At 67.8% G+C, this 25,668-nt stretch carries 23 protein-coding genes and 1 pseudogene; 6 read left to right on the forward strand and 18 right to left on the reverse strand.

Annotation, left to right across the window (positions count from 1 at the left end):
* Positions 1-6 precede the first annotated feature (6 nt).
* The 8 genes from OG252_RS45630 to OG252_RS45665 form a co-directional block, all read right to left on the reverse strand.
* On the reverse strand, positions 7-1,227 hold the full coding sequence (locus tag OG252_RS45630) for a cytochrome P450 (protein ID WP_329343806.1): 1,221 nt from the start codon (positions 1,225-1,227) through the stop codon (positions 7-9).
* On the reverse strand, positions 1,224-1,844 hold the full coding sequence (locus tag OG252_RS45635; RefSeq protein ID WP_329343808.1) for a GTP-binding protein: 621 nt from the start codon (positions 1,842-1,844) through the stop codon (positions 1,224-1,226). Before OG252_RS45635 ends, OG252_RS45630 begins: the two co-directional genes overlap by 4 nt.
* Entirely contained in the window at positions 1,822-2,175 is a 354-nt protein-coding gene (locus tag OG252_RS45640) for a DUF742 domain-containing protein (protein WP_329343810.1), read from the reverse strand. The genes OG252_RS45635 and OG252_RS45640 overlap by 23 nt, the downstream gene beginning before the upstream one ends.
* Positions 2,172-2,594 (reverse strand): roadblock/LC7 domain-containing protein, encoded by a 423-nt coding sequence (locus tag OG252_RS45645; RefSeq protein ID WP_329343812.1) that lies wholly within the window; start codon positions 2,592-2,594, stop codon positions 2,172-2,174. The genes OG252_RS45640 and OG252_RS45645 overlap by 4 nt, the downstream gene beginning before the upstream one ends.
* 1 nt (position 2,595) lies before the next feature.
* The gene (locus OG252_RS45650; RefSeq protein WP_329343814.1) at positions 2,596-3,924 is read right to left on the reverse strand and encodes an ATP-binding protein; all 1,329 of its coding nucleotides are present in this window, start codon (positions 3,922-3,924) and stop codon (positions 2,596-2,598) included.
* A gap of 261 nt (positions 3,925-4,185) precedes the next feature.
* Entirely contained in the window at positions 4,186-4,725 is a 540-nt protein-coding gene (locus OG252_RS45655; protein WP_329343816.1) for a DUF6415 family natural product biosynthesis protein, read from the reverse strand.
* A 535-nt stretch (positions 4,726-5,260) separates the two neighbouring features.
* Complete coding sequence (locus OG252_RS45660) at positions 5,261-6,448, reverse strand: helix-turn-helix transcriptional regulator (RefSeq protein WP_329343818.1); 1,188 nt, start codon at positions 6,446-6,448, stop codon at positions 5,261-5,263.
* A gap of 107 nt (positions 6,449-6,555) precedes the next feature.
* Positions 6,556-7,197 carry an HAD family hydrolase gene (locus OG252_RS45665; RefSeq protein WP_329343820.1) on the reverse strand — a complete coding sequence of 214 codons (642 nt, stop codon included), beginning with the start codon at positions 7,195-7,197 and terminating at the stop codon, positions 6,556-6,558.
* A 396-nt stretch (positions 7,198-7,593) separates the two neighbouring features.
* Here OG252_RS45665 and OG252_RS45670 point away from each other — a divergent pair, with 396 nt between their 5' ends.
* Both OG252_RS45670 and OG252_RS45675 read left to right on the forward strand, forming a co-directional pair.
* Complete coding sequence (locus OG252_RS45670; protein ID WP_329343822.1) at positions 7,594-7,818, forward strand: helix-turn-helix domain-containing protein; 225 nt, start codon at positions 7,594-7,596, stop codon at positions 7,816-7,818.
* A gap of 261 nt (positions 7,819-8,079) precedes the next feature.
* Positions 8,080-9,138 (forward strand): tyrosine-type recombinase/integrase, encoded by a 1,059-nt coding sequence (locus OG252_RS45675; RefSeq protein ID WP_329343824.1) that lies wholly within the window; start codon positions 8,080-8,082, stop codon positions 9,136-9,138.
* A 195-nt stretch (positions 9,139-9,333) separates the two neighbouring features.
* Here the strand turns inward: OG252_RS45675 and OG252_RS45680 are convergent.
* From OG252_RS45680 to OG252_RS45725, 10 genes and pseudogenes are all read right to left on the reverse strand, one after another.
* Positions 9,334-9,536: pseudogene (locus OG252_RS45680) on the reverse strand (hypothetical protein); the annotation flags it as partial.
* A 96-nt stretch (positions 9,537-9,632) separates the two neighbouring features.
* Positions 9,633-9,914, reverse strand: coding sequence for a DUF3892 domain-containing protein (locus OG252_RS45685; RefSeq protein WP_329343827.1), 282 nt, complete (start codon positions 9,912-9,914; stop codon positions 9,633-9,635).
* A 143-nt stretch (positions 9,915-10,057) separates the two neighbouring features.
* Positions 10,058-10,855, reverse strand: coding sequence for an ImmA/IrrE family metallo-endopeptidase (locus tag OG252_RS45690; protein ID WP_329343828.1), 798 nt, complete (start codon positions 10,853-10,855; stop codon positions 10,058-10,060).
* 235 nt (positions 10,856-11,090) lie between these two features.
* Entirely contained in the window at positions 11,091-12,002 is a 912-nt protein-coding gene (locus OG252_RS45695; RefSeq protein WP_329343830.1) for a hypothetical protein, read from the reverse strand.
* A gap of 79 nt (positions 12,003-12,081) precedes the next feature.
* Entirely contained in the window at positions 12,082-13,083 is a 1,002-nt protein-coding gene (locus OG252_RS45700; protein ID WP_329343832.1) for a hypothetical protein, read from the reverse strand.
* A 384-nt stretch (positions 13,084-13,467) separates the two neighbouring features.
* A complete protein-coding gene (locus OG252_RS45705; RefSeq protein ID WP_329343835.1) occupies positions 13,468-13,605 on the reverse strand; it encodes a hypothetical protein in 138 nt (45 codons plus the stop codon).
* A gap of 267 nt (positions 13,606-13,872) precedes the next feature.
* Positions 13,873-14,286 (reverse strand): VOC family protein, encoded by a 414-nt coding sequence (locus OG252_RS45710; RefSeq protein WP_266445024.1) that lies wholly within the window; start codon positions 14,284-14,286, stop codon positions 13,873-13,875.
* A 201-nt stretch (positions 14,287-14,487) separates the two neighbouring features.
* Positions 14,488-17,670 (reverse strand): glycoside hydrolase, encoded by a 3,183-nt coding sequence (locus tag OG252_RS45715; protein WP_329343839.1) that lies wholly within the window; start codon positions 17,668-17,670, stop codon positions 14,488-14,490.
* A 241-nt stretch (positions 17,671-17,911) separates the two neighbouring features.
* Positions 17,912-18,241 carry an antibiotic biosynthesis monooxygenase family protein gene (locus OG252_RS45720; protein WP_266445030.1) on the reverse strand — a complete coding sequence of 110 codons (330 nt, stop codon included), beginning with the start codon at positions 18,239-18,241 and terminating at the stop codon, positions 17,912-17,914.
* Positions 18,242-18,381: 140 nt separating this feature from the next.
* Complete coding sequence (locus tag OG252_RS45725) at positions 18,382-19,503, reverse strand: glycoside hydrolase family 53 protein (RefSeq protein ID WP_266445033.1); 1,122 nt, start codon at positions 19,501-19,503, stop codon at positions 18,382-18,384.
* Between the two features lie 312 nt (positions 19,504-19,815).
* On the opposite strand from OG252_RS45725, the gene OG252_RS45730 reads away from it, so the two are divergent.
* The 4 genes from OG252_RS45730 to OG252_RS45745 all read left to right on the forward strand — a co-directional run bounded on the left by OG252_RS45730 (position 19,816) and on the right by OG252_RS45745 (position 25,588).
* The gene (locus tag OG252_RS45730) at positions 19,816-21,411 is read left to right on the forward strand and encodes an alpha/beta hydrolase (RefSeq protein ID WP_329343843.1); all 1,596 of its coding nucleotides are present in this window, start codon (positions 19,816-19,818) and stop codon (positions 21,409-21,411) included.
* Positions 21,412-21,626: 215 nt separating this feature from the next.
* Entirely contained in the window at positions 21,627-23,300 is a 1,674-nt protein-coding gene (locus tag OG252_RS45735) for a cellulase family glycosylhydrolase (RefSeq protein WP_329343845.1), read from the forward strand.
* Between the two features lie 222 nt (positions 23,301-23,522).
* Positions 23,523-25,034, forward strand: coding sequence for a purine-cytosine permease family protein (locus OG252_RS45740; protein WP_329343846.1), 1,512 nt, complete (start codon positions 23,523-23,525; stop codon positions 25,032-25,034).
* Positions 25,035-25,045: 11 nt separating this feature from the next.
* Positions 25,046-25,588 carry a cysteine hydrolase family protein gene (locus tag OG252_RS45745; protein ID WP_329345374.1) on the forward strand — a complete coding sequence of 181 codons (543 nt, stop codon included), beginning with the start codon at positions 25,046-25,048 and terminating at the stop codon, positions 25,586-25,588.
* Positions 25,589-25,668 lie beyond the last annotated feature (80 nt).

Consider the following 25,668-nt stretch of genomic DNA (forward strand, 5'->3'; position numbering starts at 1 on the left):
GGCTCCTTAGTGAGCGGCGGGGAACAGGACGGGGAGGGCTGCCAGCGCGCGGTGGAAGGGGCCGGGGCGCCACTTCAACTCGACTGTGGGCACGGCGAGATCTATCTCCGGCAGGGCGTCGAGGAGGTAGGTGATGGCGGTCTCGGCGATGAGGTAGGCGTGGGAGCGGGCTGGGCAGGTGTGTGGGCCGATGCTCCAGGCGAGGTGCGCGCGGTTGCCGGTGCTGCGGCCTGTGGGGACGCCACGAATGAGTTCGGGGTCGTTGTTGCAGGCCGCCATGGAGATCACTACCGGCTGGTTGGCCGGGAGGAGGACCCCGTCGATGTCGACGGGGTAGGGCGGATAGGTAATGCAGAAATTCGCCAGCGGCGGATCGGTGTACAGGACGGTGTCGAGCGCGTCACGGACGGTGGACTGAGCAGCGTGCAGGCCGGCGGCGAAGGCCGCGTCGATGAGGATCTTCAGGATCGTGTTGGCGATCAGGTTGGTCAGGGGCTCGATGCCGGCCCCGTAGAGGGTGACGAGCTGGTGTGCCATCTCCTGGTCGTTGAGATGGGCCGGGTGCGCGAGCAGGCGTGAGGTGACGTCGTTGCCGGGCTGTTGCTGGCGCAGGGCGACGAGTTCGGCGACGGCTTGGGCGAGGTCCTGGTTGCCGCGAGCGGCCTCGGTGGCCTCGGCCTCGAAGATCTTGGCCATGCCGTCGGCGATGCGCTGTCCGATTTCATCCGGGCAGCCCAGCAACGCGCTCAGGACGCGGAAGGCGATCGGCCACGCGTACTGGGTGAGCAGGTCTGCGCGGCCGATGGCGCGGAAGTCACCGATGGTGCTGAAGGCGATCTTCTCGACGAGGGCGCGCAGCTCATGCTGGTCTACGGCATTGAGGCTGGCGGTGTTGGCAGCCCGGTAGCGGGCGTGCTCGACGCCGGCGGAGCGCAGGGCGTTGGGCCGCCACTCCATCATGGGCCGGACTGGGCAGGACGCCGGCACGTGTTGCTGCCAGACGCGAGGATCGGCGGGAAAGCGGAGCCGGTCGTTGAGGATTTGCCGGGCCTGTTGATAGCCGATCACGAGTGTCGCCGGGACACCGGGGGACAGCTCGACGGGCACCAAGGGGCCGTACGTGCGACGCATGTGCTCATACGCGGCGTGCGGGTCGGTGGCGAACGCCGGCTCGTACATGGCGATGCGGTCCGATGAGACCACTGGATCGGGATGGGGCAGGGTCATCGCAAGGGCTCCAGACGGGTGGCCGTGCGGCGCGCGGCGAGGTACTCGGTAAGGGTGATCAAGGCGTGCACGCAGTGGGTGCGGACTCGGGCGTCGCAGACGGTCAGGGGGGTGGTGGAACCGAGAGCGAGCGCCTCGCGGAGTTCGGCTTCGTCGTACGTGGGGGCGCCGGGGAAGGCGTTGATGGCGACGGCGTACGGAGTGCCGCTGTCTTCCAGGAGACTGAGGGCCCCGTGGCACGCGTCGAGGTCGCGGGTGTCGGCGAGGACGAGGCAGCCGAGTGCCCCCTCGGTCAGGTCCTCCCACAAGGGCTGGAAGCGGATCTGGCCCGGCAGTCCGAACAGGTAGAGGGCGAGGCGGCCCCCGGCCATGTGGATGCGGCCGAAGTCCATGGCCACGGTGGTGGTCGTCTTCTCCGGTGTCCCTCGCAGGTCGTCCACGCCGACGCTGTCGGCGGTGATGGGCTCTTCCATCCGCAGTGGCGTCACTTCCGACACGCTGCCGATGAAGGTCGTCTTGCCCACTCCGAAGCCACCGGCGACCACGATCTTGGCGGACTGGGCCACCGTGGCCGGCACATAGGTGATGGCTTCCTCAGACCATGGCGCGGAGTCCACGGAGCACCTCCTGCAGCAGGTCGAGGTCGGGCCGGTCAGCGGTAGCAGCGACCGGACTGGTCAGGTGACCGCTGTCCATCAGCCCGGAGACGAGGATCCGCACCGTCGAGGGCGGCAGCTCCAGCGCTGCGGCGATATCGGCAACAGCCAGGCCGCCACGGCCGGCGGAGAACAGGCGCATCACCCGGCGGGCATCCGGCCCCAGGGTGTTGGTGGGGCCGGTCGCGGCGATGACCACACTCTCCAGGCGCACATCCCCTCGGGCACGGACCTGCCCGCCGGTGCGGACGTAGAGCCTGACCATGTCGGGGTCACGCCGCGGCCCAGTCATGCCGGCGAACCGCTTTCCGCACTGAAACGGCGCTCCGCAGTGCCCATCTGCTCGCCCAGCTGTACGGCCAGCTGCGCCATCTGATGACTGATCAGGCCGATGTCGGCATGGGGACCGGTCGTGCAGACCGACAGCATGGTGTTCTTCCCGGCTGTCGTCGTCAGACCGAAACAGCCGATCGATTCGATCAACACCTGGCGCATGCCCTTGCCACCGGTGAACTCGTCCCACGCCTTACCCGCGGCCCGCAGCGCAGCGGTCAGCGCGGCGAACTTCTCCCCGTCGTCCTGGCTGATGGTCTCGGTACGGGCCTTCAGCAGCCCATCGCTGCTCATCAGCACGGCGTAGCGGACACCCTCGACGGAGCCGAGCTGCTTGTCGAGCAGCCACCCCAGGGTGTTGGACCGTGTGTCGCTCATATCAACGTCCTTGGTTGGTAAGGGAATTGCTCTGGCCCACTCGGCCGCGTCTTGTGCCTTCCACCCAGGCGGCAGCCACGCCAGGACTGCCCGGTTCCACCGGCTCGGAAGCCGGGACGCGGGATGAAGCGGCAGGGCGGACGGTGCGCTGTCGGACTGTGAGCCCGTTCGCTGTGGTAGCAGAGGACGCCACCGCCACCGGCTGTGGCTCTGCTGTGGCTCCCGCGGCCGGCACGGGGACTGACGCTGTCGGTACCGATACGGGTTCGGTCAGCAGGGTCGGCGGCAGGACGATCACCGCTCGCGTGCCCTGATAGATGTTGGGCACCGTCAACTCGACGTGGAAGCCGTAGTCCTGGGCGAGCAGGGACGCCACGCGCAGGCCGGTCTGTGGATAGGCGCCAAGCTGGGTGATGTCGTCGCGCTGCTTGCCTGCCATCACGTCTCGGGCCCAGATCAGCCGCTCGTCGTCCATCCGCAGGCCGGCGTCGTCCACGATCAGGAAGGCGGCCCGGTGGCCCTGCTCCAGGGAGACGTGCACATGGGCGGCTGGGGGCGAGTAGCGCAGGGCGTTGTCCAGCAGGACGGCCAGGGTGTGTACAACGGCTTCAACCGCTCGGCCTTCGACAGCGACCTGGTCCATCTCGGGATGCTGGACACGTTCATAGCCTTCGATCCGGCCCATCGCGGTCCTCACGATGTCGGTCAGCGTGGTGGCGGGCCAACGACGCGACACCTTGTCGCCCGAGAGCACGGCGTATCCCGAGGCGGTCAGCAGCATCTGCTGGGCCAGGTGATCGATCTCGACGAGCGTCGCGTACGCCTCATCCGACACATGTCGGCGGACCCCGGCGCTGATTGTCGTGCTCAGCCTCGACGCCCGCTGCACCGTGCTGGAGGCGAAAGCGCGCACAGCAGCCCGGGACACGTCGACAGCCTCGTGCCTTGCCTGGGCGACCCGACGTTCGGCCTCCAGGCGGATCTGGACGACCTGCTGAGCAGAGGCTGCGTGCGCCTGCTGGCTCACCTGGGCGATGCACGTGCCGAGCTGATCGGCAAGCGCCCGGAGGTGGTCCGCGAGGGGCGTGTTCATCAGTTGGGGAGGCAGGGCCGGTTCGGCTTGGTGGCCATGGCCGTTGTGCACGGCGGCGCCGATGGCCGGAATGACTGTGTCGACCAGCTGCCCCACGTACAGCTCGGCGGAGCGCAGCAGTTGGGCGAGCTTCTGGGCGTGGTCGTGGAGACGACTGGCGCTGTCTTGAGCAGCATGGTGCTTGCGGTAGTAATGCCAGGCTGCCCCAGCGCTTGCCGCTATCAGCAGCGTGGCCATGGTCAGCACTAGGTACTTCATCGGGTCCTCACGGAAGTTGGGTATGAGGGCCGGTGCCGAGTCGGACGCCGGTTCGTCTGGAAGCCGCGGCGCATGAGCTACGCGACGTGTCGCAGGCCCACTCGGCGCTGCCGGGGCAGCTCCGATCCCCGTAACGGTCCGGGCTCATTGGTGGTGCGCCCACCGCAGCAGACTGGGAGATCGGGATTGCGGCTTTGGTCCGTGTTCCTGTGGAATGTCACGACACGGCAGCGGTAGCTCTCAGTGGCGGGGACGGCGCCCTATGTTGATGCACCGGGCATGGAGGCGGCCGGACCAGGCGGCGCCGCCGGAGGGGCTTACGTAGTCGTACGGCAGGGACTCGTCATCGCCTTCGATCGGAGTGTCGCAGGCCAGGCACATGGTGAGGCCCGTGAGTGCGTCGTAGTGGTCGCACAGGGCCAACACGGACCGGGCGAGCCTCCGCACGCGTTCCATTTCGCCGTTCAGGTCGGCACGCTCGGCTTCGCCCAGCCTTCGGCGGGCCTTGCCGACTCCAGTCAGCGCCACTTGCGCGGGCACGTCGTCCTCGGCGAGGGTCCGTGTGATCTGCTCGATCCACGGGCTCAGCTGGCCAAGGTAACTGCGGAAAGCCTGGCTGAACCCCTGTACCGATCCGTGGGGAGGCGGTGTCGGTTGATCGAGGAACCAGGTTGCCGCAGCCCGCATCGTCCCCGTGGCAGGCGAGGGCACCTTGGTCTCGTTGCGGGTGGAGATCACGGAGCCACCGCCTGTCCGGCCCGGCAGCGCGAGCACGTGCATCGCGGAAATCCAAGGTCCAACGGGAGTGGCCCCTCTTTGGCCCGGACGCTCACGGTTCCACGATCGCTGGTGACTTTCCCTTCGCGGTTCACGGTATAGACATGGATGGTCATCTTGACCCCGAGCTCTGACGGGGCTGTAGCGTTCATCGTGTCGACGCTCCCTCTCCGGTTTGAGCGTTGGCCATCCCCGGGGCCGTCGCGAGCGGTCGCCGGGGGCTAGGTATCGACTCTCTGGCATTCACGCTGCAGTTGCCTCGCGGCGGCATCCGCACGTGACGATCTGCCACACGCGGCCGCTGCCACGGACCACGACGTTTCCAGCCGCACGCAGGGTCTTGTTGACGGCCCCACAGTCGAAACAGGCCTCACCATGAAGTCGGACGACGCTCACGCGGCCGACGATGACTGTCGGCGCGAGCGGGAGTGCGTTGGACATCCCCGGTTCCCATCTGTGGTTCCTGCGCGTGGAACAGATGGTGGGGTGTGGCGGGGGTGACAAGTACCCCGACGGGGGGTAGTCCCGAGCGGCTCGCTCAGGTAGCGGCGCACCATTCGGCGAAGTTGGTGAGGGTCTCGGAGTCCGCGCGCTTCAAACGCCGCAGCGTGGCGGCGTCTTCACGTACCCAGGGATGCTCGCGGGTGTGTTGTGGGGCGATGTGCCGGGCGACCTTGAGCGACTCGAAGGAGTCATCTGCCAGCCCGGCCCACAGCTGCGCCCGGGCGAGTTCGATGTAAAAACCGGAGCGACGTTCGGCTGGGAGTTCGCGGGGCGGTTTCCACTCGCCGGCAACGTCGAGGGCACGACCGACGTGTTCGTCTCCGAGACTGACCGCGACAGACACCTCGTGAATTCGGACGGACTCGGGGCCGAACGCGGTGCCGCAGTAGACGTCTTCCGGCACTTGGTCCGCAAGACCGCGGGCTTCGTCGAGATGCATGGCTGCGGCTGACGTGTCGCGTGCACGGCCGGCGATGACGGCGGCCCGCATGTGGAGGGCGCCACGGGCCGCAATCTTGGGTGCATCAGTAGGGGAGGGGGTGGCGTCCACTGCCTGTTCCAAGGCGCGAAGTCCCGCTCTGTAGGCCCGGGATGCGAAGAACGTTTCCGTACGAACGTAGGCGACGGACGCGGCCAGTAGCGGATCGCCCGCCTCGGGGACAGCCCAGCGCATGAGTTCAATCAGACGGGCGGACAAGTCGTGGGCGCCGAACTTGTAAGCGACGGCATCCGCGGACCGATAGGCCCTCACCAGAAGTTGGGCAAGTTCGGCTCGCTCATCTGCGGGCGCTGCGTGATAAGCGCGGGCGAGGTCGGTGAGCAGTCCGGGAAGCCTGCGTGCAATCCGCGTGTATTGGGCTCCCAGCCGCCAGCGAGCGGACTCGGCCGCTGCTGTACGCAGCTCATGGATGGGACGGACCGGGCCGTCATCCGGCAAGTCGTACGTGGCGATCGCAGCGGAGAACGCAGGGAGCGCGTCATGAACCCGGGTATGGGCGGGGCCGCGGTCAGTGCGCAGGCGGATCGGATCAACACCGAGGGCGTCCGCGATTGCTTCGAGGGTGGCATCGCTGACACCTCGCTCGCCGCGCTCGATCTTGCGGATAGTACCCAACGCGACGCAGGCCGCGTCCGAGAGCTGCTGCTGCGTCATCTTCGGACGCATGACGCTGCGGTAGTAGGCGATCCGCGGGCCGACTCCGCCCTTGTTGAGTACGGGCATACAGGCTCCAGTTCCGTGCTTCCATCGCGTACCGTACCCATGCAGACGCACCGGGTGCACATGAACTGCCCACTAACTCGCCCGCTGACAGAGCCGGTTGGCGCTGCTCAGCCTTGGATGAGGGTGGTGAGCTGAGTCAGGCTGTCAATCCGCCAGTCCGACGCTTCCATGACCTTGGGATCGTCCGCCCACAAGTGCCCCCATGGGCCACGGCGGATATGTGCCGTGCGTAGCCCTGCTGCCTTTGCAGGGAACGTGTCATTGACCGGGTGGTCGCCGACGTACAGGGTCCGCCTGGGGGCAGCTTGTGCTACCTCGAGCACCCGCTGAAAGAACTCCGGCTGAGGCTTGGCCACACCCCACTCCCCTGAGGTGACGACGAGATCCGCCGGAAGGTCCAAGCCCCGTAGCAGTTCACCCACGCGGGACGTCTGATTACCCGCGATGATCACCCGCGTATCCAGATCGCGTAGCGAGGACAGAGCAGGACGGACGTCGTCGTAGAGGTCGCTCTCGTCCAGGTGCTCGCCGCGGCCGACGGCTTCCCGGGCGTGGTACTCGGCGGCAACGTCGATGCCTGGTCGCGCGAGGCGGAGGGCATCGGCGTTGTCGCGGCCCTGGGCGACGACGGCTCCAACGAGCGCGGAGAGGGTGTGCCTAGGGATGTCCAACCAATCGGCCCACGATGCCCAGTAGCGGTCGTCTCGGGTGATCGTCTCGCCGACGTCGAACACGATGGTCTCAATCACCCTGGGAGCGTACTGGGCGGCGGCTCAGCTTCGAGGACGCGGGCACACGCCAAGCCACTCTCGGACGAAAGCCGGACGCTCTCGTGGACGGGGACGCGCAGAAGACCTCGCAGGGGGTGGGTAGCGCGCAATCGCCCACAGCAGAAGAGGAGTTGGTCAATCAGACTGGATCCACGTTCGGAGCCATGTCAACCTACAACACCTCGATACGACCACGTGGGAGGGGCGCAATATAACTGCTGATCCCCGGTTTGCGAAACCGGGGATCGCCAGCACCCTTAAAGAGTTGTCGAGGAGCGTTTGATGGTGAGCGCTCCGTCAGCTCACTGAAATGGAACGTGGTAATGGAGACGTCAAGGCAGAGAGTTCGTCTTGCGGAAGGGTGGCCGGTGGGTCATGTGCCGCTGTCGTATCTCCGCATGGGTAAGGGGCTCTGAGTTGCCCCAGGGAGGGAGCTATCGATTGTTGACTCCTGCGGAGGTTGCCGAGTGGCTTCAGGTGAGCGAGCTGACGATCAAGAACAAGTACAGAGCTTGGGGACTAAAGCCACAGAAGGTGGGCCGTCTGCTCCGATTCAGAGAGCGTGATGTCGTTGCCTACCTCAATTCAAACTACGGGTGATCCCAGGTGAGTAGTCCCAATTGAGGGAGGAGATTTTTGGCTAGGGTCTTCCAGAAGTGCAAGGAGGACAAGAAGAATCGCTACTTTCCGTGTGTTGCCGCTCGTTGCGGCCATCCGTGGACTGTTCGGTACCGGGAGCCTGGCGGCCGGTCAGGACGTCAGCGAGAAAAGACCTTCGAGAAGAAGGGTCTGGCTGACCAGTTCGTTGCCAAGGTTGAACGTGAGAAGGACCTTGGAACTTACATAGCACCATCGGGATTCTTGACCCCCTTGGTGAACGTGTACCGAGAGTTCATCAAGTCGGGCGGCAGGGTCGGTGGAACCCGATACCAATATGAAACCAGCCTTCGGCTGCACATCGAACCGTACTTCCAGCGCCAGCCCATCGGGTCAATCAAGCCCAAGGACCTGGATGACTGGCTCCGGTGGATGGTCAAGGAACGGGGCTACGAAGAGTCCACAGCCATCAACCGCTACGAGACGCTCAGTGGGGTCTTCAGCTTCGCTGTCGCCAACGACTACATCGCCAAGAACCCGTGTCATCACGTACGGGCCAGCCGCCAGCGGGCCAAGCGTCGGGCGAAGAAGACCATCAGGCTTCCGACACTCGCCGAGATCGAGGCGATTGCGGCTCATCTGCCGGGACCGTATCAGTTGCTCGTCTGGCTCATGGCGGGATGCGGCCTGCGGGTCGGCGAGGCGACTGCGGTCACCCTGCAGCAGTTTGATTTCGAGGCTGGCATGCTCTACGTCGATCGTCAGATCACCCAGGACGGCGAGAACGAGGCCCCGAGGACCAAGCGGCAGAAGGCCAATACCAAGGGCCGAGGGCGAGCTCACACGATCCGCCACCTCAAGTGGCGCGACTACGATGAAGGTCGTGGAGTGCCGCTTCCGCGCACGATCGAAGCGAAGGTGAGGGAGCACATCCGGTGCTACGGCACCTTCCGTGTAGAGACCGGCCTGAACCGCATGGAAGGTGACTACCTGTTCGCCAACGTCGGTCGCACCAACATCCTTATGTACTCGCTTGTGGACCGGCTATGGCGAAACGCCCGGGCAACCGCAGGGATCACGAGGAAGATTACGACACACTGGTTGCGTCACTTCTTCGCGTCGGCGGGGCTTGCCCGAGGAGTGCCCGTGACGGACATGGCCGAATGGCTCGGGCATCGGGATCCCAAGGTCACTCTTCAAACGTACGCGCACGTCATGCCCGACGCACCGGATCGACTGCGATCTGTCATGGACGCAGTCTTCAACCTGGAGACCGAGCTGAGTCTACCGCTCGAGTTCGAAGCGATCGTCGAAGCGGCGTAGCCGCTCCAATGTATGCGACCGCCAGCTTGCTTCCTGCTGGCGGTCGCATACCAGCATTCTGCTGCCGCCCGACGCCCTGGTCTCTGCTGATACCTGCGCCCTGGATTCCTCCATGGCATGGCTCATTGCACGCTCTCTCCGCGCCCACCGCCGTCCGGCTGACTTCTGTCGGCGGCGTCTTCAGCGCCTTCGCGGTCAGCGCCCGCAGCCAGGGCCTTTTGTCTGCTCCCGGGGTTGCGCGATGGCCGCTTCGAAGTCCTCGATCGAGTCGAATGCCCGGTAGACGTCCGTGAACCCGCAGACCGGCGATGAGATCGAGCTCTTGCAACGCTCGGAGTCCGGTCAGTCCCACGCCGCGGGTCGCCAACTTGACGTTCTCAGGTGGCCCGCACCGCCTCCGTGAACCACAGGTCGGGCCGGAGGGCTGCCACTGAAGCCGCGCACGCCTGAACGGGCGCGGCCGACACGCGTTCCTTCTCGCGCAGGGTACTTGATCAGCGGCGGGGAAGGGCCAGGAGGTTGTTCGTCCACACACCGTCGGCGTGGGTTCGCAGGTACTTCTCCCCGTGCGGCGGAGTAACCACGGCGACCTCCGCCCGGTGCCCGCCGGTGTCGCTCGTATAGGCCTGGCCCTTTTCCTCTTCGATCCAGGTGACGATCTCCGCCCGGGTGTTGTCGCCGGCCTTGCCGGTCGCCGGGTTGGTCCACCACAGGCGGATGATGTGCTCGTGCGTGGTGCCGCCGGACAGGCGTACCGCGGTGATCTGGATGGCCATGGTTCTTTTCTGCCGGCCTTGCCCGACAGGTCCCGGAGCCGGCGCCGGGTCCCGTCACCCCGGGTGCGGGGTGCTTCGTCCGGGACAGACGACGTAACTCGTGGGTAGAGAAACAAGCGTGTCTTAAAGTTGCTGGCGGGGTGTCAGGAGCAGTCGAGGCAGCGGTCGCTGTCGGCGGCGAACATCGCGGGTGGATGCCGGATGAAGCATCCCTGGCACTGGCGTTCGTTCACACGCGGGGTGCATGAGCAGCGGCCGCACTCGGGACAGCGGGGGACGCGGCATACGGAACAGGCGGGTTCGAAGGAGCGGTACTCCTCGTCACAGTGCTCGCAGAGGTACTCGCCCGCCTGGGGGCCGGTGTCCTTCGTGGGCAGCATGAAGTTGCGCCAGGGCGCCGAGTCGGTGACGAGGACGGCGACTAGGTAGCCGTTCATCGGCGCGGTCTGGGCATGCAGTTCCCGCCCCAGGATGCCGTCGCGGTAGCGGACCTGGGTGCGCCCGTCCGAGCGGCCCTGGCCGGCCCGGGCCTGGGCAATGGTGGGGATGTCGCCCTGGAAGCTGCCGCGCCGCACCGGCGGAAGGCCGTGGGAGGCTGCGAAGACGACCTGTCCGTCGACGTCGAGGAGGAGGACGTGCCCGGGAGCGGGCAGGTGCTGAACGGCGCGGACGCACACTGCCATGCGGGAAGCGCCGCTGGCGCGCCACAGCTCCACGACGTCGGGGGCGGTAGGCCCGCCAGCGGCCAGGTGATGCTCAACGAGTGGTGCCGGCAGCAGGATCTCGGCGGCGAACGCATCGCAGGCCGTATCTTCCAGCAGCACGCCACCATCGGGCTGGCGTGCGAAGGCCTCCATCAGGTCGAAGCTGTTCTGCTGCAGGTGATGACCCAGCTCGTGCAGAGCAGTGAAGTCCCGTCGGGCACGGCTGGCGGAGTCCACGACGACGATCTGAGGGGGCGGTCCGGGCTCGTAGGCACCGGCGACGCTGCACCGAGCGCCGGTCTGGTCTCGGCAATGCGCCGGACGGTCAGCTCCGGCCAGGTCTGTATCTCGGCGAGGGCACCCTGAGCCAGACGCGGGGCCGCACCTGGTCTGTGTGCGTCCAGTTCCTTCATCATGGCGGTCGCCTGGGCGTGGGCGGTGGCCGCGAGCACGTAGTTAACCACAGCAGTCCCTACGGTCCCAGACGTAGTTCGAAGTAGCGGTCCGCTCGCGCCGCCCAGTCCGTGTTCGTGCGGTCGTGCTGGCGGGCCGCCAGCGTGAAGATGCCGTAGGCGGCACGCAGCCGGGCCTGATGTTCGCTTTCGAGGTGCCGGACGGCGAGGGCGCGTACCTGCTTGCGGCGCAGGGGCCGGTTCAGCTCGTGCACCACGGCAGGCGGCAGCGAGGGATTGGCGGCGAGGACCTCGTCCGCGTGCAGGCCGAGGAGCAAAGCGAGTTTCTCGGCCTGGTCGGCTGTGAGGGGGCACTGGCCGCGCCAAACCGGCAGGGCTTGGGCGGGTGGCAGCTGGAGCTGTGACCCGAGCTGCTGGGCGGTGACACCACGCTGTCCCAGCAGCTGCGGCAGGGCACCGGATCCTTCCGGCACCCATCGTGCGGCACTCAGTCTCGCCAGGGTGTCGGCCAGTGCACCCCGGTACTCGGCGTCCGCCGCGGTGGGTGACGGCGCGTTGCTGCCCCACCGTGCCCCTAGTGGCGTGGTGTGTGGGAGATCGGGGTGCAGGGAGGCCGGCAGTGGCATCGTCAACTGGCTGACCTGGCGGTCCAGCACGTACCACGGCAGCGACTGTTTCAGTCCGCACCACAGGGCGAGCGGCTGCTCCAGCGTGGAGGCCTCGGCAGGCAGCAGCAGCGTGTGAGCGTCGGCGTAGCGTTCCAAGGAGACCGGAACGGCATGCACCGTGTCGTCGTCGACCGCCGTGATCACCAGTAGCTGGATGGCGTGCTCCCACACTGCCCGCCAGATCTGGCCGGGTTCAGGATCCCGCGGCGGCGCGACGGCAACCTCCCGGACGGCGTCGGGCACCTTCAGCCCGGCCGCGGCGGCCACTAGCCGTTCATAGGCGCCGCTCTGGGAAGGGTTCATTCTGTCTCCCCCTCTCCTTGGCTGTGGTCCATCAGCGCATTCTCTTCTCACTGGATACGGACGACGTCACAGGGGCGACTTAGGGGGCGGATCTGCGCAGCCGCAGCAGGGCTCGGATGACCGCTTCCCGGTCATTGTCCTCGGACAGGGCAAGCAGGAGTTTCGCCTTCAGACCTGCCAGAACAGCGCCAGCCTGGGCCTGTCCGATCTCCAGCAGTTGCGCTGCGTGATGGGCGTCTTCGTCCAGATAGGGCAGCAACAGGCGCTCATTGGCGGTCAGTCGCTGCCAAGTGTCGGCGGCGCCACCGCTGGCGGCCGCGGCGTCGGCTTCCGTCGCAGCGGTCACCTCGACTGGACCGGCGAATGCCCCGTCGTCGGCATAGAGAGGGGTGAAGCGGGCCGGAGACAGGAGCTCGAACCGGGACTCGAGAACCCTGGCGAGGTCCTCCTCCCGCACCGCCCCCCGGGCGTAGCGCAAGACCCGCGTCACGATGGCCATGAGGGCATGGACCGTCTGCGTGGGGGTGGGGCCGGAATGGTTCCAGCGGGTGATCCCTACCCCACGTATGCGCCAAGCCTCTGCAACAAGACTATCTAGATCGCCTTGCCATACAGTGCCTTCGGGATGTTCGCTCAGCGCCCATCGAGGCGGAGGCCCGGGCATCCGCCGGAAGGATGCGTCGGCACCCATCAACCTGGCGATGCGGCGGCGCAGCTTGCCCCTCGGAGTCTTCTTGGCCTCGTCGATCAGGAAGTTCTTGATCGAAGTGAGGAACAGGCGTTCCAGTGAGGCATCGTCGGCGGCCAGGGCGAAGCAACTTGTGACGAATTGCTGCCCGGCGCCCTCACGGGTCAACATTGCTGTGATCACGTCGTAGGCCCCGTCATCGTTCCACTCCTCATACCCCTCGGGGGGAGGGAACCCTGATGACCAGTGGACCTGATGAACCAGACGTCGCAGCAGATCGAACGTCTCCGGCCCCAACTGGCCCGTCTGCGACAGCTCTTCGTACGCTCCACCCGTCAATGGCTCATCCCCCGATCCGCCCAGAACGCGTGCCTCCAAACGTTCTGCCTGCATACACCTGTCACTTCACGCACACCAGGCAACACGCAGATAGCCGATCCAACGAAGTGCACCCTGTAGCCCATACGCGCACACGAGACGGCAACTCACCACTGAGAGGCCGGACGTGCTCCCTTGGCGAAGGCCTCGCTGCTCGCGGGTTAGGGCGGCTCGATCGACTGATCCGTCGCCGTACAGAGGTAGGACGGCGGCGCGTTGGACATGCGCAAGGGGAAAGCAGACGGAGCCGGCGCCCACCGCTTTGCGGCTACGGTCTGTAATCAAGGGCGGAGATGGGGCGGGCCGTCATGCAGCCGATCCTGCAATCCCCGGTGGTGACCTATCAGCACGGTGAGATTCCGGTGCTGATTCGGTGCTGACTCGAACGCCCGTTTCTGGCTAAAATCGCAGGTCGTAGCTGTGTTCGAGTGGGTGGTCGTACCACTCGATGGTCGTGCCGATGAGGCTGGCGGCGACGATGCGCTTGAGGCTGGCGGGGGTTTCCGGGGATGGGGGAGCGGTTGCTGCGGAGGCCATGTTCGCCACTTCCTCGTGTGCGGTGGGGACGGTACGTGTCGGGACACCGTAGGAACACGCAGGTCAGGCGCACATGTGGTGGGACTACATAGTTTCGGGGCTGAGTGTGCGTGCCACCGCCACGACTGCGGCGAGCGCTCCACGGACGAAACCGCTCACGGCAGGGACGGGGACCCCCAACCGACGGCACCCCGGCGCCCACCGCGCGGCGCCCGTCGGGAACGAGGGCATGCGGTGGATGCCGGGGTGATCCGAGTGTGGGTGCGATCAGCTCTGCTGCTCGGTGATGTTGACCATCCAGGGGATGCCGAAGCGGTCGGTGCACATGCCGAACACGTCGCCCCACATCTGCTTCTCCAGCGGGACGGACACGGAGCCGTCGGCGGACAGCTTCTCCCAGTAGCCGCGCAGTTCCTTGTCGTCGTCGCCGCTGAGGCTCACCGAGAAGTTGGTGCCCGCCGTCTGCTCCATGCCCGGTGGGTTGTCGGCGCCCATCAGGGTGAAGCCGCTCGGGGTCTCCAGCATGCCGTGCATGATCTTGTCGGCCTCGGGGACGTCCGGCTGGCCGAACTCCCCGTAGGTGTTGAGCCTCAGCGTGCCGCCGAAGACGTCCTTGTAGAACTCCATCGCCTGCCGGGCGTCACCGTTGAAGCTGATGTAGGGGTTGAGGCGCGAAGCCATGAAAACCTCCTCATTGAGGCGGGAAGGCCGGATGTGCGCACACTAACGCGGGGCACTGACAACGGCCTGTCGTGTGCGGGCCCGGCCGCCCGCACACGCGTTTGTCCCACGGTGAGAAGGCCGCAGAAGCCGAGGTGACGGCGGGCCGCCGGGCCGGATCGTCGGCCGCGCGGGCGTGCTCGAGTTCCGTGGCCAGGGGTATCAGCGACGTACGAGTTCGATCCGGTACTGCCTCGTCCGTGACCCGTCCTCGCTGGTCACGGAGACGACGGCCAGGGTGCGGCGGGGCTCGTGGGTCCTCTCGACCGTGACGGCCGCATAGGGGTCGCGGGCCGTCGCGGTGACCACGGCCCGGTGGGGATCGGCGGTGACGACACGGTGGTCTGCGGTGTCGGGATCGAACGGGGCGACGGGGACCCCGGCCACCTCGACCGACGCGGCGGCGGCGTCCGAGGAGACCCCGGGGGTCCTGGCGTACAGCTCGATCTCGCTCATGGTGATGTAGCCGCCGGGCCGCGCGGTCATGACCACGCGTACCCCGGTCGCAGGCCCCGCATCGAGCGGCACGTCGACCACCGGAGTGCCCTCGGCCCCGACCGCGATGTCCTCGCTCGCGTCGATCCACGCTCCGTCGGCGGCGCTGCGCACCTGCGCCTTCAGGCTCGCGGGGAAGGAGGCGTTGTTCCCGTCGCGGTGGAAGTGCGCGACGACCCGATCGAGGTCGCGGGCGGTCGGCAGGGTGAAGGTGAGGGTGTCGGACGGGTTCTTGGTGCCCGGCTTCCAGTTGGACCAGGCCTTCTCGGCGGTGTCGCCGTTGCGCAGACGGTCGGCCGAGTAGCCGCTCTCGGTGAAGGTGGCCGCGAGCGAGACGCCGGCGTCGGGAGCGATGTTGGTCTGCGTCGGTTCGGTGACCTGCACACGCACCGTCGCGTCGACCGTGCTGCCGTCGACCACCCGGGCGGAGCCTCGGAGCGTCACGACCGCGGTCCTGTCGAACGCCCCCTCGGGCGCCGGGTCCCAGGTCACCGGAAGATCGGCTCTGCCGCCGTTCCTGCCGACGCCGACCACGGTCTTCGGCAGCTCCGGACGTCCGCCCACGTATGTCTTGGCGCGGCCGGGGAGCGTCGAGGCGATGGTGTCGACGGTGACGACCGCCTTCGCCGGGACCTCCCGCCCGAGCGGGTCGGTCGCCCGGCCCGTGACGCGTACCGTTCCGGGATCGCGCCACGCCCGGTCCGGCGGGACGTTCCAGACGACGGGGAGGGAGCCGCGCGCGCCGTCCCGGTACACCGGCGTCACCGTCTCCGGGAGCACCGGCGGCAGACCGGGCACGGTGAACACCTCGGGCCGCTCGGTGCGCAGCACGGTCTCGTCGGTCACGGTCCAGCGCTGGTTCGCCGCCGAGGTCGGGGTGTACGTCGACACCCTGGCGCCCTCGGCGGAGGACTGCCCGGTGACGTCGAGCAGGCGGCCCGTGGCGGCGTTGACGAATGTCCAGGTGCCGTCGCCGGTCGTCGACATGATCCACTGGGCGGCTTCGCCGGGCTCGGTGCCCTCCGGGTCTTCCAGGACGGCCTGGTTGTCGTGCACCGCGAGGCGCTTGCCGGTGGTGGGGCTGGTGAGGGCATAGCGCTCACGGTGGTCGGTGCCGGGCGTCAACTGCCGTACGGACCACAGCTGTTCCGCGCTGCTCGCGTCGGTCGTGCGGATGGCGACGCCGGTTTCGTCGGCCGACGGGGCGAGTGACTTCCCGCTCTGTGCGCCCTGCAGCCGGTACACATGGCCGGGCTGCACGAGCGCGGCGTCCTTCGCCACACCGGCGACGCCCTCGACCAGGAAGGTGGTGACCGACTTCGCGGGGACGACGAGGGTGGCCGACCGGTCGGTGACCCGGACCGGGGCGCCCTTCACCAGCGCACCGTCCGCGCTGGTCACCACGGGGGTGACCGAGGCACTGGGCATGACCTTGCCGAAGCGGGAGAGATCGAGGGTCACGGAGCGCGCGGACGTACCGCCGTTCACGTGCACGACGGTCGCGGCGCGGCCGGACTGCTTCACCGCGGCCACGCTGGACGGGTCATCGGTCTTCACGAAGTGGTCGCCGGGGCGGATGTAGTGGGTGAAGTTCCGGATGGTGTGGAACTTCGAGTTGGCGCGGACCGGACAGGTCTCCAGGGTGTCCTCGGCCGTGCAGTTGAACGGGACGTGGATGCTGCCCCAGTTCTTGCCCGCGGCGGCCTGCGGGATCGAGTCCTCGACCGGCTGCCAGAATACCCAGGCGGAGGGCTCCAGTTCGCGCATGTCGTCGACCATCCGGGTGGCGATGCCGAGCCCTGGTTCCATGCTGGTGAAGTCGGTGCCCGTGCCCCAGGTGCCCTCGACCTCGCTCATCCACAGCTTCTTGTCCGCGCCCTTGGCGATGTCCCGGGCGCTTGTGCGCATGCCCGTGCCGTAGGTGTGCACGTTGAGCTGGTCGACGGCGGTGCGGGCGGCGGTCTCGTAGGCGTTCCAGTTCTGGGTGAAGATGCCGGGGTTGGTCTCGTCCATCGCCGATATGCCGGCGCCGGTCTGCGCGCCGTCGAGCGCCTTGTCGAGGGCGAGGAGCACCTTCTGCTGGAGTGCGGGACCGGCGTGCGCGCCCTCTTGGCGCCCGCCCGTGGGCTGGCCGTCATCCCCCAACTGGGTACCCCAGTAAGGCGTATTGGGCTCGTTGAGCGGGTCGATGGTGTCGAAGGTGATGCCGTGTGCCTTCTCCAACTGCTCGGTCACGCGCACGAGATAGGCGGCGAAGTCGTCCACGCGGTCGGCCCGGATCTGGTCCGCGCTCGCGTCGAAGCCGCCGGAGACATATCCGCTGACCGTCTGGAACCAGGGCGGCGAGTTGCTGAACGCCTCCCAGCGGGTGACCTTCTCCTTGATCTGGTCCAGCCACCAGCGCTGGCCCGCGTCGGCGTCCCAGTCCCAGTGGTCCGGGTTGTTCGGGTCCCACCAGTCCATGTCTTTCTGGGTGGTCCCCTCGGGAGCCTTCCAGAAGCCGTCCATGGTCGCGCCCGGCTTCATGTAGTCCTTGCGGACGTCGGGGGCGTTGCCGCCGCCGATGTTGTAGCGCGCGATGTTGAGAGCGAGCCCGTCCGCGCCGAACAGCATGTCGACGAGCCGTCTTCGGATCGGCTCCGGGTAGCCGCCCGTGGCGTTGGCGAACCAGACGAGGCTCGTGCCCCAGCCCTCGAACTCCTGCTGCTGGTACGACGGATCCACCCGCACCGTGACCGCGCCCGGCGGCGGGGTGTCCGCGACGGCGGCGGGGGCGGTGACGAGGCTCGCGCCGAGGACCAGGGGGACTGCCGGCGCCAACGCCCGGGCGATGCGATGTCGACTGGACACGGAACTTCCTTCCATGACAGCGGAGATGCACAGGACGGAAATGCTCTGGACGAGGGCACTCTGAACGCAGAGGCACAGAATCGACCAGAAGCAATCGAGCTCACCGCATGCTTGACGACAGAAATGAACACGTCAAGACATTGCGCAGGCGGCGCGGCAGGAAACGAAAAAGCACGCCCTGGGGCCGACGGAGGGCACTGCCTCTCCGCTCGCCGGCCCCAGGGCGTGCCCCGGGTCTGCCTCAGCCCTGCTTGGGCGCCGCCTGCTGCACCACCTCGAAGGACCACAGCGTCGCCCCGCTCGCCGCGGGCTTGGGCCGCTCGCCGCCCGCCTCGCCACCACCGCTGTGCGCCGCCTGGCCCCGTCCGGACATCCAGTTCTGGAAGTCCTCCTCGGTGCGCCAGCGCGTGTAGACGAGGTAGGTGTCGGTGCCCTCCACCGGGCGCAGCAGCTCGAACCACTCGAAGCCGTCCGAGCTCTCCACGGCACCCGCGCGAGCCGCGAACCGCTTCTCCAGCGTTTCGCGCTGGTCCTCGGGAACCGTGAGTACGTTGATCTTGACGATGCTCATGTCCTCCATTCTGTAACAGAGGTCGGGATCGCAGGACAGTGGCACCTTCCCGCGCGGCGGACACACGAACGGCACCGTCCGAAGACGGTGCCGTTCGTCACCGGGCATCAAGCACCCGGGCACCAAGAACTACCGGAGTACTACGGGGTCCACTTGACGTTCGGGTTCACCTGACCGGTCCAGTTGAAGATGGCCATGTTGTCCCAGCCGTTGCCGCTGTTGTTGATGTCGGCCGGGTCCCAGCCGTTGCCGTTGACCGCGTACCAGGTCGGCTCCCAGTAGAAGACACCGATCGCGCCCGCGTTGCGGGCCGTGTTCTGCACGGCGGTGAAGTTGTCGGCCTGGCCCTGCCAGGTGAGCGGGTAGCCCGAGCAGCCCGTGGTGATCGAGTTGCTGGTGCTGTCCGCGTTCCCCGAGGTGAACGGATACGCCGTCTCGGCGATGACCACGTCCTTGCCGTAACGGGACTTCATGTCGGACACGACACTGCCCATGTTGGCCAGTGTGCCGTGCCACGGGCAGTAGTAAGACAGCCCGGTGATGTCCCAGTTGACGCCCTTGGCCTTGATGCCGTCGTAGAACCAGCGCGCGTGCTCGTCGCTGTCCGCGTTGGCCGTGTGGATGATCACCTGGGTACCGCTGTTGCACGCCTTGGTCGCGTTGTAACCCGACTTGAGCAGCAGGCTGAGGTTGGTGAAGTCGTTGTTCACCACCTTGCCCTCGTTCCACAGCATGCCGACGTTGATCTCGTTGCCGATCTGCACGCTGTCCGGGGTGGTGCCCTGGGACTTGAGGCTGTTGCAGACGTCGGACGTGTAGTTGTAGACGTCCGTCTGCAGCTGGCTGATGTTGTGGCTGGACCAGGCCGCCGGCTTGTACTGCTTGCCCGGGTCGGCCCAGGTGTCGGAGTAGTGGAAGTCGACCAGCAGCTTGAGGCCCTTGGCCTTCACCTGCTTCGCGTACGACAGCACCTTGGCCTTGTTGTTGTAGCCGCTGGCCGGGTTGTTCCACACGCGCAGGCGGACGTAGTTGACGCCGGCACCCTTGAGGATGTCGAGCGGATCCCTGGCGGTGCCGCTCGCGTCGTAGTACTTGGCACCGAGGTCGATCGCACGCTGCGCGGTCGACACATCGGCGCCGCGCATGGTGAGCGTGCCCGCGGCGGAGGCGGTCGTGGGGGTGGTGAGCAGGGACGCGGGCAGGGCGACGGCTGCCATGAGCAGGGCGGCCTTCACTGTGCGACCTGGACCGATCACGGTCATCCCGAACTCCTTTGATCGAGACGTGGCGAAGCCAAGCCGAACGGGCTTGACATGCGCATGTAGCGGGTTCCGTGAACGTTCACAGTAAGGGAGGTAACAGGGGCTGTAAATATGTGTGTCACGGGGATTTCGTACAGGTGGTGGGCTTGACCGTCACGTGAGTGGGTTGGGTACGTGCACAGACCGTGGATCACCGGGCGGGCGAGACGGTGTCGGCCCCCTTGCTGACCGATCATCAGTTTCCTTGTCCTGCAAGGAGGTTCGGGTCATGCTGTGATCCGTCTGTGTACTCCTGACCCATAAGGAACATCTGTGCTGTCCAACCCCCCACTGCCCCCGCGTCGCGGAGGCCGCCGAAGACTGGCCGTCGCAGCCCTGGTCACCGCGCTGTTCGGCCAGTTGCTCGCCGGGACCGCCGTCGCGGCCCCCGCGGCCAAGACGCCGGCACCCGGGCGAATAGCCTGGGAACCCTGTGAATCGCCCTCCGGCGAGGGCACCTTCGAGTGCGCCACCATCAAGGTCCCCGTGGACTGGAAGCGGCCGCGGGGCGCCACCATCGACCTGGCCCTCAATCGCCACCTGGCCACCGACCCCGAGCACCGGATCGGCTCGCTGCTGATCAACCCGGGCGGCCCGGGCGGCTCCGGTGTGGGCTTCGCGTTCAGTGCCCCCGACTCCTTCTCGCCCGCGCTGCTGGAGCGTTTCGACATCGTGGGCTTCGACCCGCGCGGCGTCGGCCTCAGCAACCCGGTGAAGTGCGACGGGGACCGGGTGGCCGCGCAGGGCGCGCTGCTCTACCCGGACAGCGCCGCCTCCTTCGCCGCACTCCGCGAGGCCAACGAGGCGCTCGGCGAGAACTGCCGCGAGCTCACCGGTTCGCTCGTCGACCACATGGACACCGCGAGTGTCATCCGCGACATGGACGCGATCCGCGCCGGCCTCGGCGAGAAGCGGATCAGCTACTACGGCGTCTCCTACGGCACCGGCATCGGCCAGCAGTACGCCGAGCGCTACCCGCACCGCGTCCGCGCGATGACGCTCGACTCCAACATGGACCACAGCCTCGACCCGTGGACCTACCAGAAGACCGAGACCGTCGCGATGGAGGAGTCCTACGGCCAGTTCGCCGACTGGTGCGCCCGTACGGCGTCCTGCGTGCTCCACGACCAGGACGCCCGCGCCCTGTTCGACTCACTCTACAAGCGGGCCGACGCGGGTGAGCTGGTCCTGCCGGGCGACCCGCCCTACACCTTCACCACCCAGGACCTCCAGGGCCTCGCCTTCGGCTACATGTACGACCCGGCCACCTGGTTCCAGTTCGCGGAGGACCTCGCCTACCTGGACGCCCCCGAGCCCGCGGCGGACCGGTCCCTCGGCAAGCGCGGCGAGCCGACGGAATTCGCGTACCTCCCGGTGATGTGCCAGGACTACGACTTCGACCTGCCCTCGTACAGCACGCTGGCCCGCTTCGAACGCGCGCTGACCCGTCTCGCCCCCCTCACCCGGCTCAACTCCCTCGCCTGGACGGACCTGACCGGCTGCCAGAACTGGCCGACCGAGGTGACCAACCCGCCGCACCGGCTCCGGGTCGACGGCACCCCGCCGATCCTGGTCACCAACAGCCGTTACGACGTGGCCACCCCGCACTCCTGGGGCTCCAACGCGGCCCGTCAGATGGGCCGCGAGGCCGTGTTCCTCACGTACGACGGTGCCGGCCACGGCGACTACTGGCTGAGCCCGTGCGCGCGGGACGCCATCGACACCTACCTCGTCACCCTCAAGACTCCGCGCAAGGGCACGCACTGCCCCGCTGTCTGGCCGACCGGGCCCTCGGCCCAGCGCCAGTCGCCGAGCGGAAGTCTCGTCAACCCGCTGCCCGATCTGCTGGGTACGGGAACGCGCCGGTGAGCCGCGTGGCGCGGCCTGATTCGACGCGGTTGTGAGCGAGGGGTCGTGGTCCCGGTCGGCGGGGCCACGACCCCCTCGTGCGCCCGCAGGCCCACGGCGCCACGTGACGATGCGTGCGCGATGTCTTGACGTGTACTTGGCATGGTGGCTTCATGGGAGCGCTCCCACGACACTACTGATGCCAGAGTTCCTCGGCGCTCACCCCTGGAGTCGCAGTGAGAACAGCAAGAAGTACGACACGAAAGGACCCACTGGCCCGTCTGCTGACCGGCCTCGCCGCCCTGCTCGGACTCGTCGTCCTCGGCGTCCTCTGTCCGACCGCCGCCCTGGCTCAGGCCGAGCCCCGGGCGCCCGGCGCCCGGGCCACCGGCCTCCACATCAGCGACGGCCGACTGCTCGAAGGCAACGGCAACGACTTCGTCATGCGCGGCGTCAACCACGCCCACACCTGGTACCCGGGCCAGACCCAGTCCCTGGCCGACATCAAGGCGCTGGGCGCCAACAGCGTCCGGGTCGTCCTCTCCGACGGACATCGCTGGACCGAGAACAGCCCCGCCGACGTGGCGAACGTCGTCGCCCAGTGCAAGGCCAACCGGCTGATCTGCGTCCTGGAGGTGCACGACACCACCGGCTACGGCGAGGACACCGCGGCCGGCACCCTCGACCACGCCGCCGACTACTGGATCGGCCTCAAGGACGTGCTCGCCGGCGAAGAGAACTACGTCATCGTCAACATCGGCAACGAGCCCTGGGGCAACACCAACCCCGCGGGCTGGACCGACCCCACGATCGCAGCGATCAAGAAACTGCGCACCGCCGGGTTCGAGCACACGATCATGGTGGACGCACCCAACTGGGGCCAGGACTGGCAGGGCGTCATGCGCGCCAACGCCCAGTCCGTCTACGACGCCGACACCACCGGCAACCTGATCTTCTCGATCCACATGTACAGCGTCTACGACACCGCCCAGGAGATCACCGACTACCTGAACGCCTTCGTCGACGCCGGACTGCCCATCCTCATCGGCGAGTTCGGCGGGCCCGCCGACCAGTGGGGCGACCCCGACGAGGACACCATGATGGCCACCGCCGAGCAGCTCGACCTCGGCTATCTGGCCTGGTCCTGGAGCGGAAACACCGACCCGATCCTCGACCTGTCGATCGGCTTCGACCCCGACAACCTCAGCTCGTGGGGTCAGCGCATCTTCCATGGCGCGAACGGCATCGCCCAGACCGCCGAGGAAGCCACCGTCTTCGGCGGTGGAAACCCGGGGGACACCCAGGCCCCGACCGCGCCCGGCACCCCGACCGCCTCCGCGGTGACGGCCACGTCCGCCGCCCTCTCCTGGACCGCGTCCACCGACAACGTTGGCATCGCCGGCTATGACGTCGTCCGCGTCAGCGGCAGCACCGAGACGAAGGTCGCCGCCTCCGCCACCAACTCGGTGACGGTGACCGGCCTCACCGCCGACACCGCGTACACCTTCGCCGTCTACGCCCGGGACGCGGCCGGGAACCGCTCGGCCCGCTCGGCCACGGTGAACGTCACCACCGCCGGCGCCCCGGCCGGAACCTGCTCCGTCGCCTACCGCGCCACCAACGAGTGGTCCGGCGGCTTCCAGGGGGAGATCGTCATCCGCAACACCGGCACCACCGCGATCAGCGGCTGGACCCTCGCCTTCGCCTTCGCCAACGGGCAGACCATCACCAACATGTGGGGCGGGACCCCCACCCAGACCGGCGCCACGGTGAGCGTCGCCCCCGCCTCCTACACCTCCACCATCCCCGCCGCCGGATCGGTCACCCTCGGCTTCATCGCCAACAAGGGCGCCACGAACACCGCCCCGACCGCGTTCACGCTCAACGGCTCGGCCTGCACCACCGCTTGACCCCGTGCCGGAACCGGATTCCTCGTCCGGCAGTCGTCATGGACGTGCGCACAGTGCGTCCATGCCGACTGCCGGACGACTGTCATGCCTCCTCAACGCAGCCTCGCCCTCACCGCAGGGGATGATCACCGATCTCGAACGGTATGCAAGCGACGACCGTTCGAGTCACTCTTGACCTTCCACCCCGCCTCCGCCCGACAGGTACAGACAGGCAGGTCGACGATGGCAGAGTCTCCGAAGGCCGAGGGTTCCACCGTAGGAAGAGCATCGAGCCGACAACTCCAGGTGGAGACACACGGGCTCGACGTGATCGGCGACGCCGAGCGCAAGGGCACTCCGCGGACGCTGTTCTGGCCCTGGTTCGGGGCCAACGTCTCCATCCTCGGGCTCAGTTACGGCGCCTTCGCGCTCGGCTTCGGGATCTCCTTCTGGCAGGCGCTCGTCGCCGGAGTGATCGGCATCGTCTTCTCGTTCCTGCTGTGCGGTTTCGTCGCCGTCGCGGGCAAGCGCGGCTCCGCACCGACGATGGTGCTGAGCCGCGCCGCGTACGGAGTGCGCGGCAACCGTCTGCCGTCGGTGGTCTCCTGGATGCTCACCGTCGGCTGGGAGACCGTGCTGTGCTCCCTCGCCACCATGGCGACCGCGACCGTCTTCGACCGGCTGGGCTGGGGCGGCGGTACGGAGACCAAGGTCGTCGCGCTGATCGTGGTCGGCGCGCTCACCGTCGTCGGCGGCGTGATGGGCTTCGACCTGATCATGCGGCTGCAGACCGTCATCACCGTGGTCACCGGCGTCCTCACCCTCGTCTACATCGGGCTCGTCGCGGACCACATCCACTGGAGTACCGTCAGCGCCGTCCCGGCGGGCTCCGCGCAGGAGTTCATCGGCGCGCTGGTGTTCATGATGACCGGCTTCGGCCTCGGCTGGGTCAACGCCGCCGCCGACTACTCCCGCTATCTGCCCCGCACCTCGTCGAGCCGGGGCGTGGTCGGCTGGACCACCTTCGGCGCGTCGGTCGCGCCCCTGCTCCTGCTGGTGTTCGGGCTGCTGCTGGCCGGCTCCTCCACCACGCTCAACGCGGCCGTCGCCGCCGACCCGATCGGCGCCCTGACCAGCATCCTGCCGACCTGGTTCCTGGTGCCGTTCGCCGTGGTCGCGGTCCTCGGCCTGGTCGGCGGCGCGGTCCTCGACATCTACTCCTCCGGCCTGGCCCTGCTCTCCGCGGGCCTGCGGATTCCCCGCTATCTGGCCGCCCTCGTCGACGGCGTCCTGATGATCGCGGGCTCGGTCTACATCGTGTTCGTCGCCGACGACTTCCTCGGCCAGTTCATGGGCTTCCTGACCACGCTGGGCGTCCCCATCGCCGCCTGGTGCGGCATCATGCTCGCCGATCTCCTCCAGCGCCGCCGCGACTACGACGAGGGCGACCTCTACCGCCCGCGGGGCCGCTACGGCGATGTTCCGCCCACCCCGCTGCTGCTCACCCTCGCCGCCACCGCGCTCGGCTGGGGCCTGGTCACCAACTCGGCCGCGAGCTGGCTGGAGTGGCAGGGTTATCTGCTCGACCCCCTGGGCCTGGGCGGCAAATCCGGTTCATGGGCGTACGCCAACCTCGGCGTCCTCGCCGCCCTCGCGATCGGCTTCCTCGGCACCTTGGCACTGGGGCGCGGGCGGGTGCGTGAGCAGGAGGCGAAGGCGCCGAGTCCGACGCTGGACGAGGGGGCGGTCGCGTGACCGCCGGTCACATGGCCACTGGCTCGCTCGCCGTCATCGACATGCAGCGCGTCTTCGCCGACCCCGGCAGCCCGTGGGCGGCCCCGCGCTTCACGGAGGCGGCACAGGGCGTACGACGACTGCTGCCGGCGTTCGGGGACCGCGTCACGTTCACCCGCTTTCTGGCCCCCGAGAAGCCCACCGGCGCCTGGCGGGCGTACTACGAGCAGTGGCCCTTCGCCCTCCAGCCGCCCGACGCTCCGCTCTGGCGGCTGACGGACGAGTTCGCCGCCGAGGCACGGCACGTGCTGGACGCTCCCACCTTCGGCAAGTGGACGCCCGCACTCGCCGCCCGCCTCGGCCCCGAGGGCCGCCTGGTCCTGGCCGGGGTCAGTACCGACTGCTGCGTCCTGTCCACCGCCCTGGCCGCCGCCGACGCGGGCGTGGAGGTCCTGGTGGTGTCCGACGCGTGCGCGGGCGCGGACGACGCCTCGCACGCGAGGGCCCTTCAGGTGATGGACCTGTACGCGCCGCTGATCCGTGTGGTCACCGTGAAGGATCTGACCGGCAGCTGACGAACGGAGACACCCGGTGCCGCTGAGCCCTTCCGTGATCTGCGGAGAACCATAGGAATGCTCCGGCCGCGGTCGGGTAC

Source organism: Streptomyces sp. NBC_01352 (assembly GCF_036237295.1).
Lineage (GTDB): Bacteria > Actinomycetota > Actinomycetes > Streptomycetales > Streptomycetaceae > Streptomyces > Streptomyces plumbiresistens.

Coding starts and splice junctions, on each gene's coding strand:
- OG252_RS45695 (WP_329343830.1), bottom strand. CDS start 12,002: ATGAACCCTTCCCAGAGCGGCGCCTATGAACGGCTAGTGGCCGCCGCG.
- OG252_RS45700 (WP_329343832.1), bottom strand. CDS start 13,083: ATGCAGGCAGAACGTTTGGAGGCACGCGTTCTGGGCGGATCGGGGGAT.
- OG252_RS45745 (WP_329345374.1), top strand. CDS start 25,046: ATGGCCACTGGCTCGCTCGCCGTCATCGACATGCAGCGCGTCTTCGCC.
- OG252_RS45710 (WP_266445024.1), bottom strand. CDS start 14,286: ATGGCTTCGCGCCTCAACCCCTACATCAGCTTCAACGGTGACGCCCGG.
- OG252_RS45670 (WP_329343822.1), top strand. CDS start 7,594: ATGTGCCGCTGTCGTATCTCCGCATGGGTAAGGGGCTCTGAGTTGCCC.
- OG252_RS45650 (WP_329343814.1), bottom strand. CDS start 3,924: ATGGCCACGCTGCTGATAGCGGCAAGCGCTGGGGCAGCCTGGCATTAC.
- OG252_RS45630 (WP_329343806.1), bottom strand. CDS start 1,227: ATGACCCTGCCCCATCCCGATCCAGTGGTCTCATCGGACCGCATCGCC.
- OG252_RS45660 (WP_329343818.1), bottom strand. CDS start 6,448: ATGCCCGTACTCAACAAGGGCGGAGTCGGCCCGCGGATCGCCTACTAC.
- OG252_RS45645 (WP_329343812.1), bottom strand. CDS start 2,594: ATGAGCGACACACGGTCCAACACCCTGGGGTGGCTGCTCGACAAGCAG.
- OG252_RS45720 (WP_266445030.1), bottom strand. CDS start 18,241: ATGAGCATCGTCAAGATCAACGTACTCACGGTTCCCGAGGACCAGCGC.
- OG252_RS45655 (WP_329343816.1), bottom strand. CDS start 4,725: ATGCACGTGCTCGCGCTGCCGGGCCGGACAGGCGGTGGCTCCGTGATC.
- OG252_RS45740 (WP_329343846.1), top strand. CDS start 23,523: ATGGCAGAGTCTCCGAAGGCCGAGGGTTCCACCGTAGGAAGAGCATCG.
- OG252_RS45705 (WP_329343835.1), bottom strand. CDS start 13,605: ATGGCCTCCGCAGCAACCGCTCCCCCATCCCCGGAAACCCCCGCCAGC.
- OG252_RS45685 (WP_329343827.1), bottom strand. CDS start 9,914: ATGGCCATCCAGATCACCGCGGTACGCCTGTCCGGCGGCACCACGCAC.
- OG252_RS45640 (WP_329343810.1), bottom strand. CDS start 2,175: ATGACTGGGCCGCGGCGTGACCCCGACATGGTCAGGCTCTACGTCCGC.
- OG252_RS45725 (WP_266445033.1), bottom strand. CDS start 19,503: ATGACCGTGATCGGTCCAGGTCGCACAGTGAAGGCCGCCCTGCTCATG.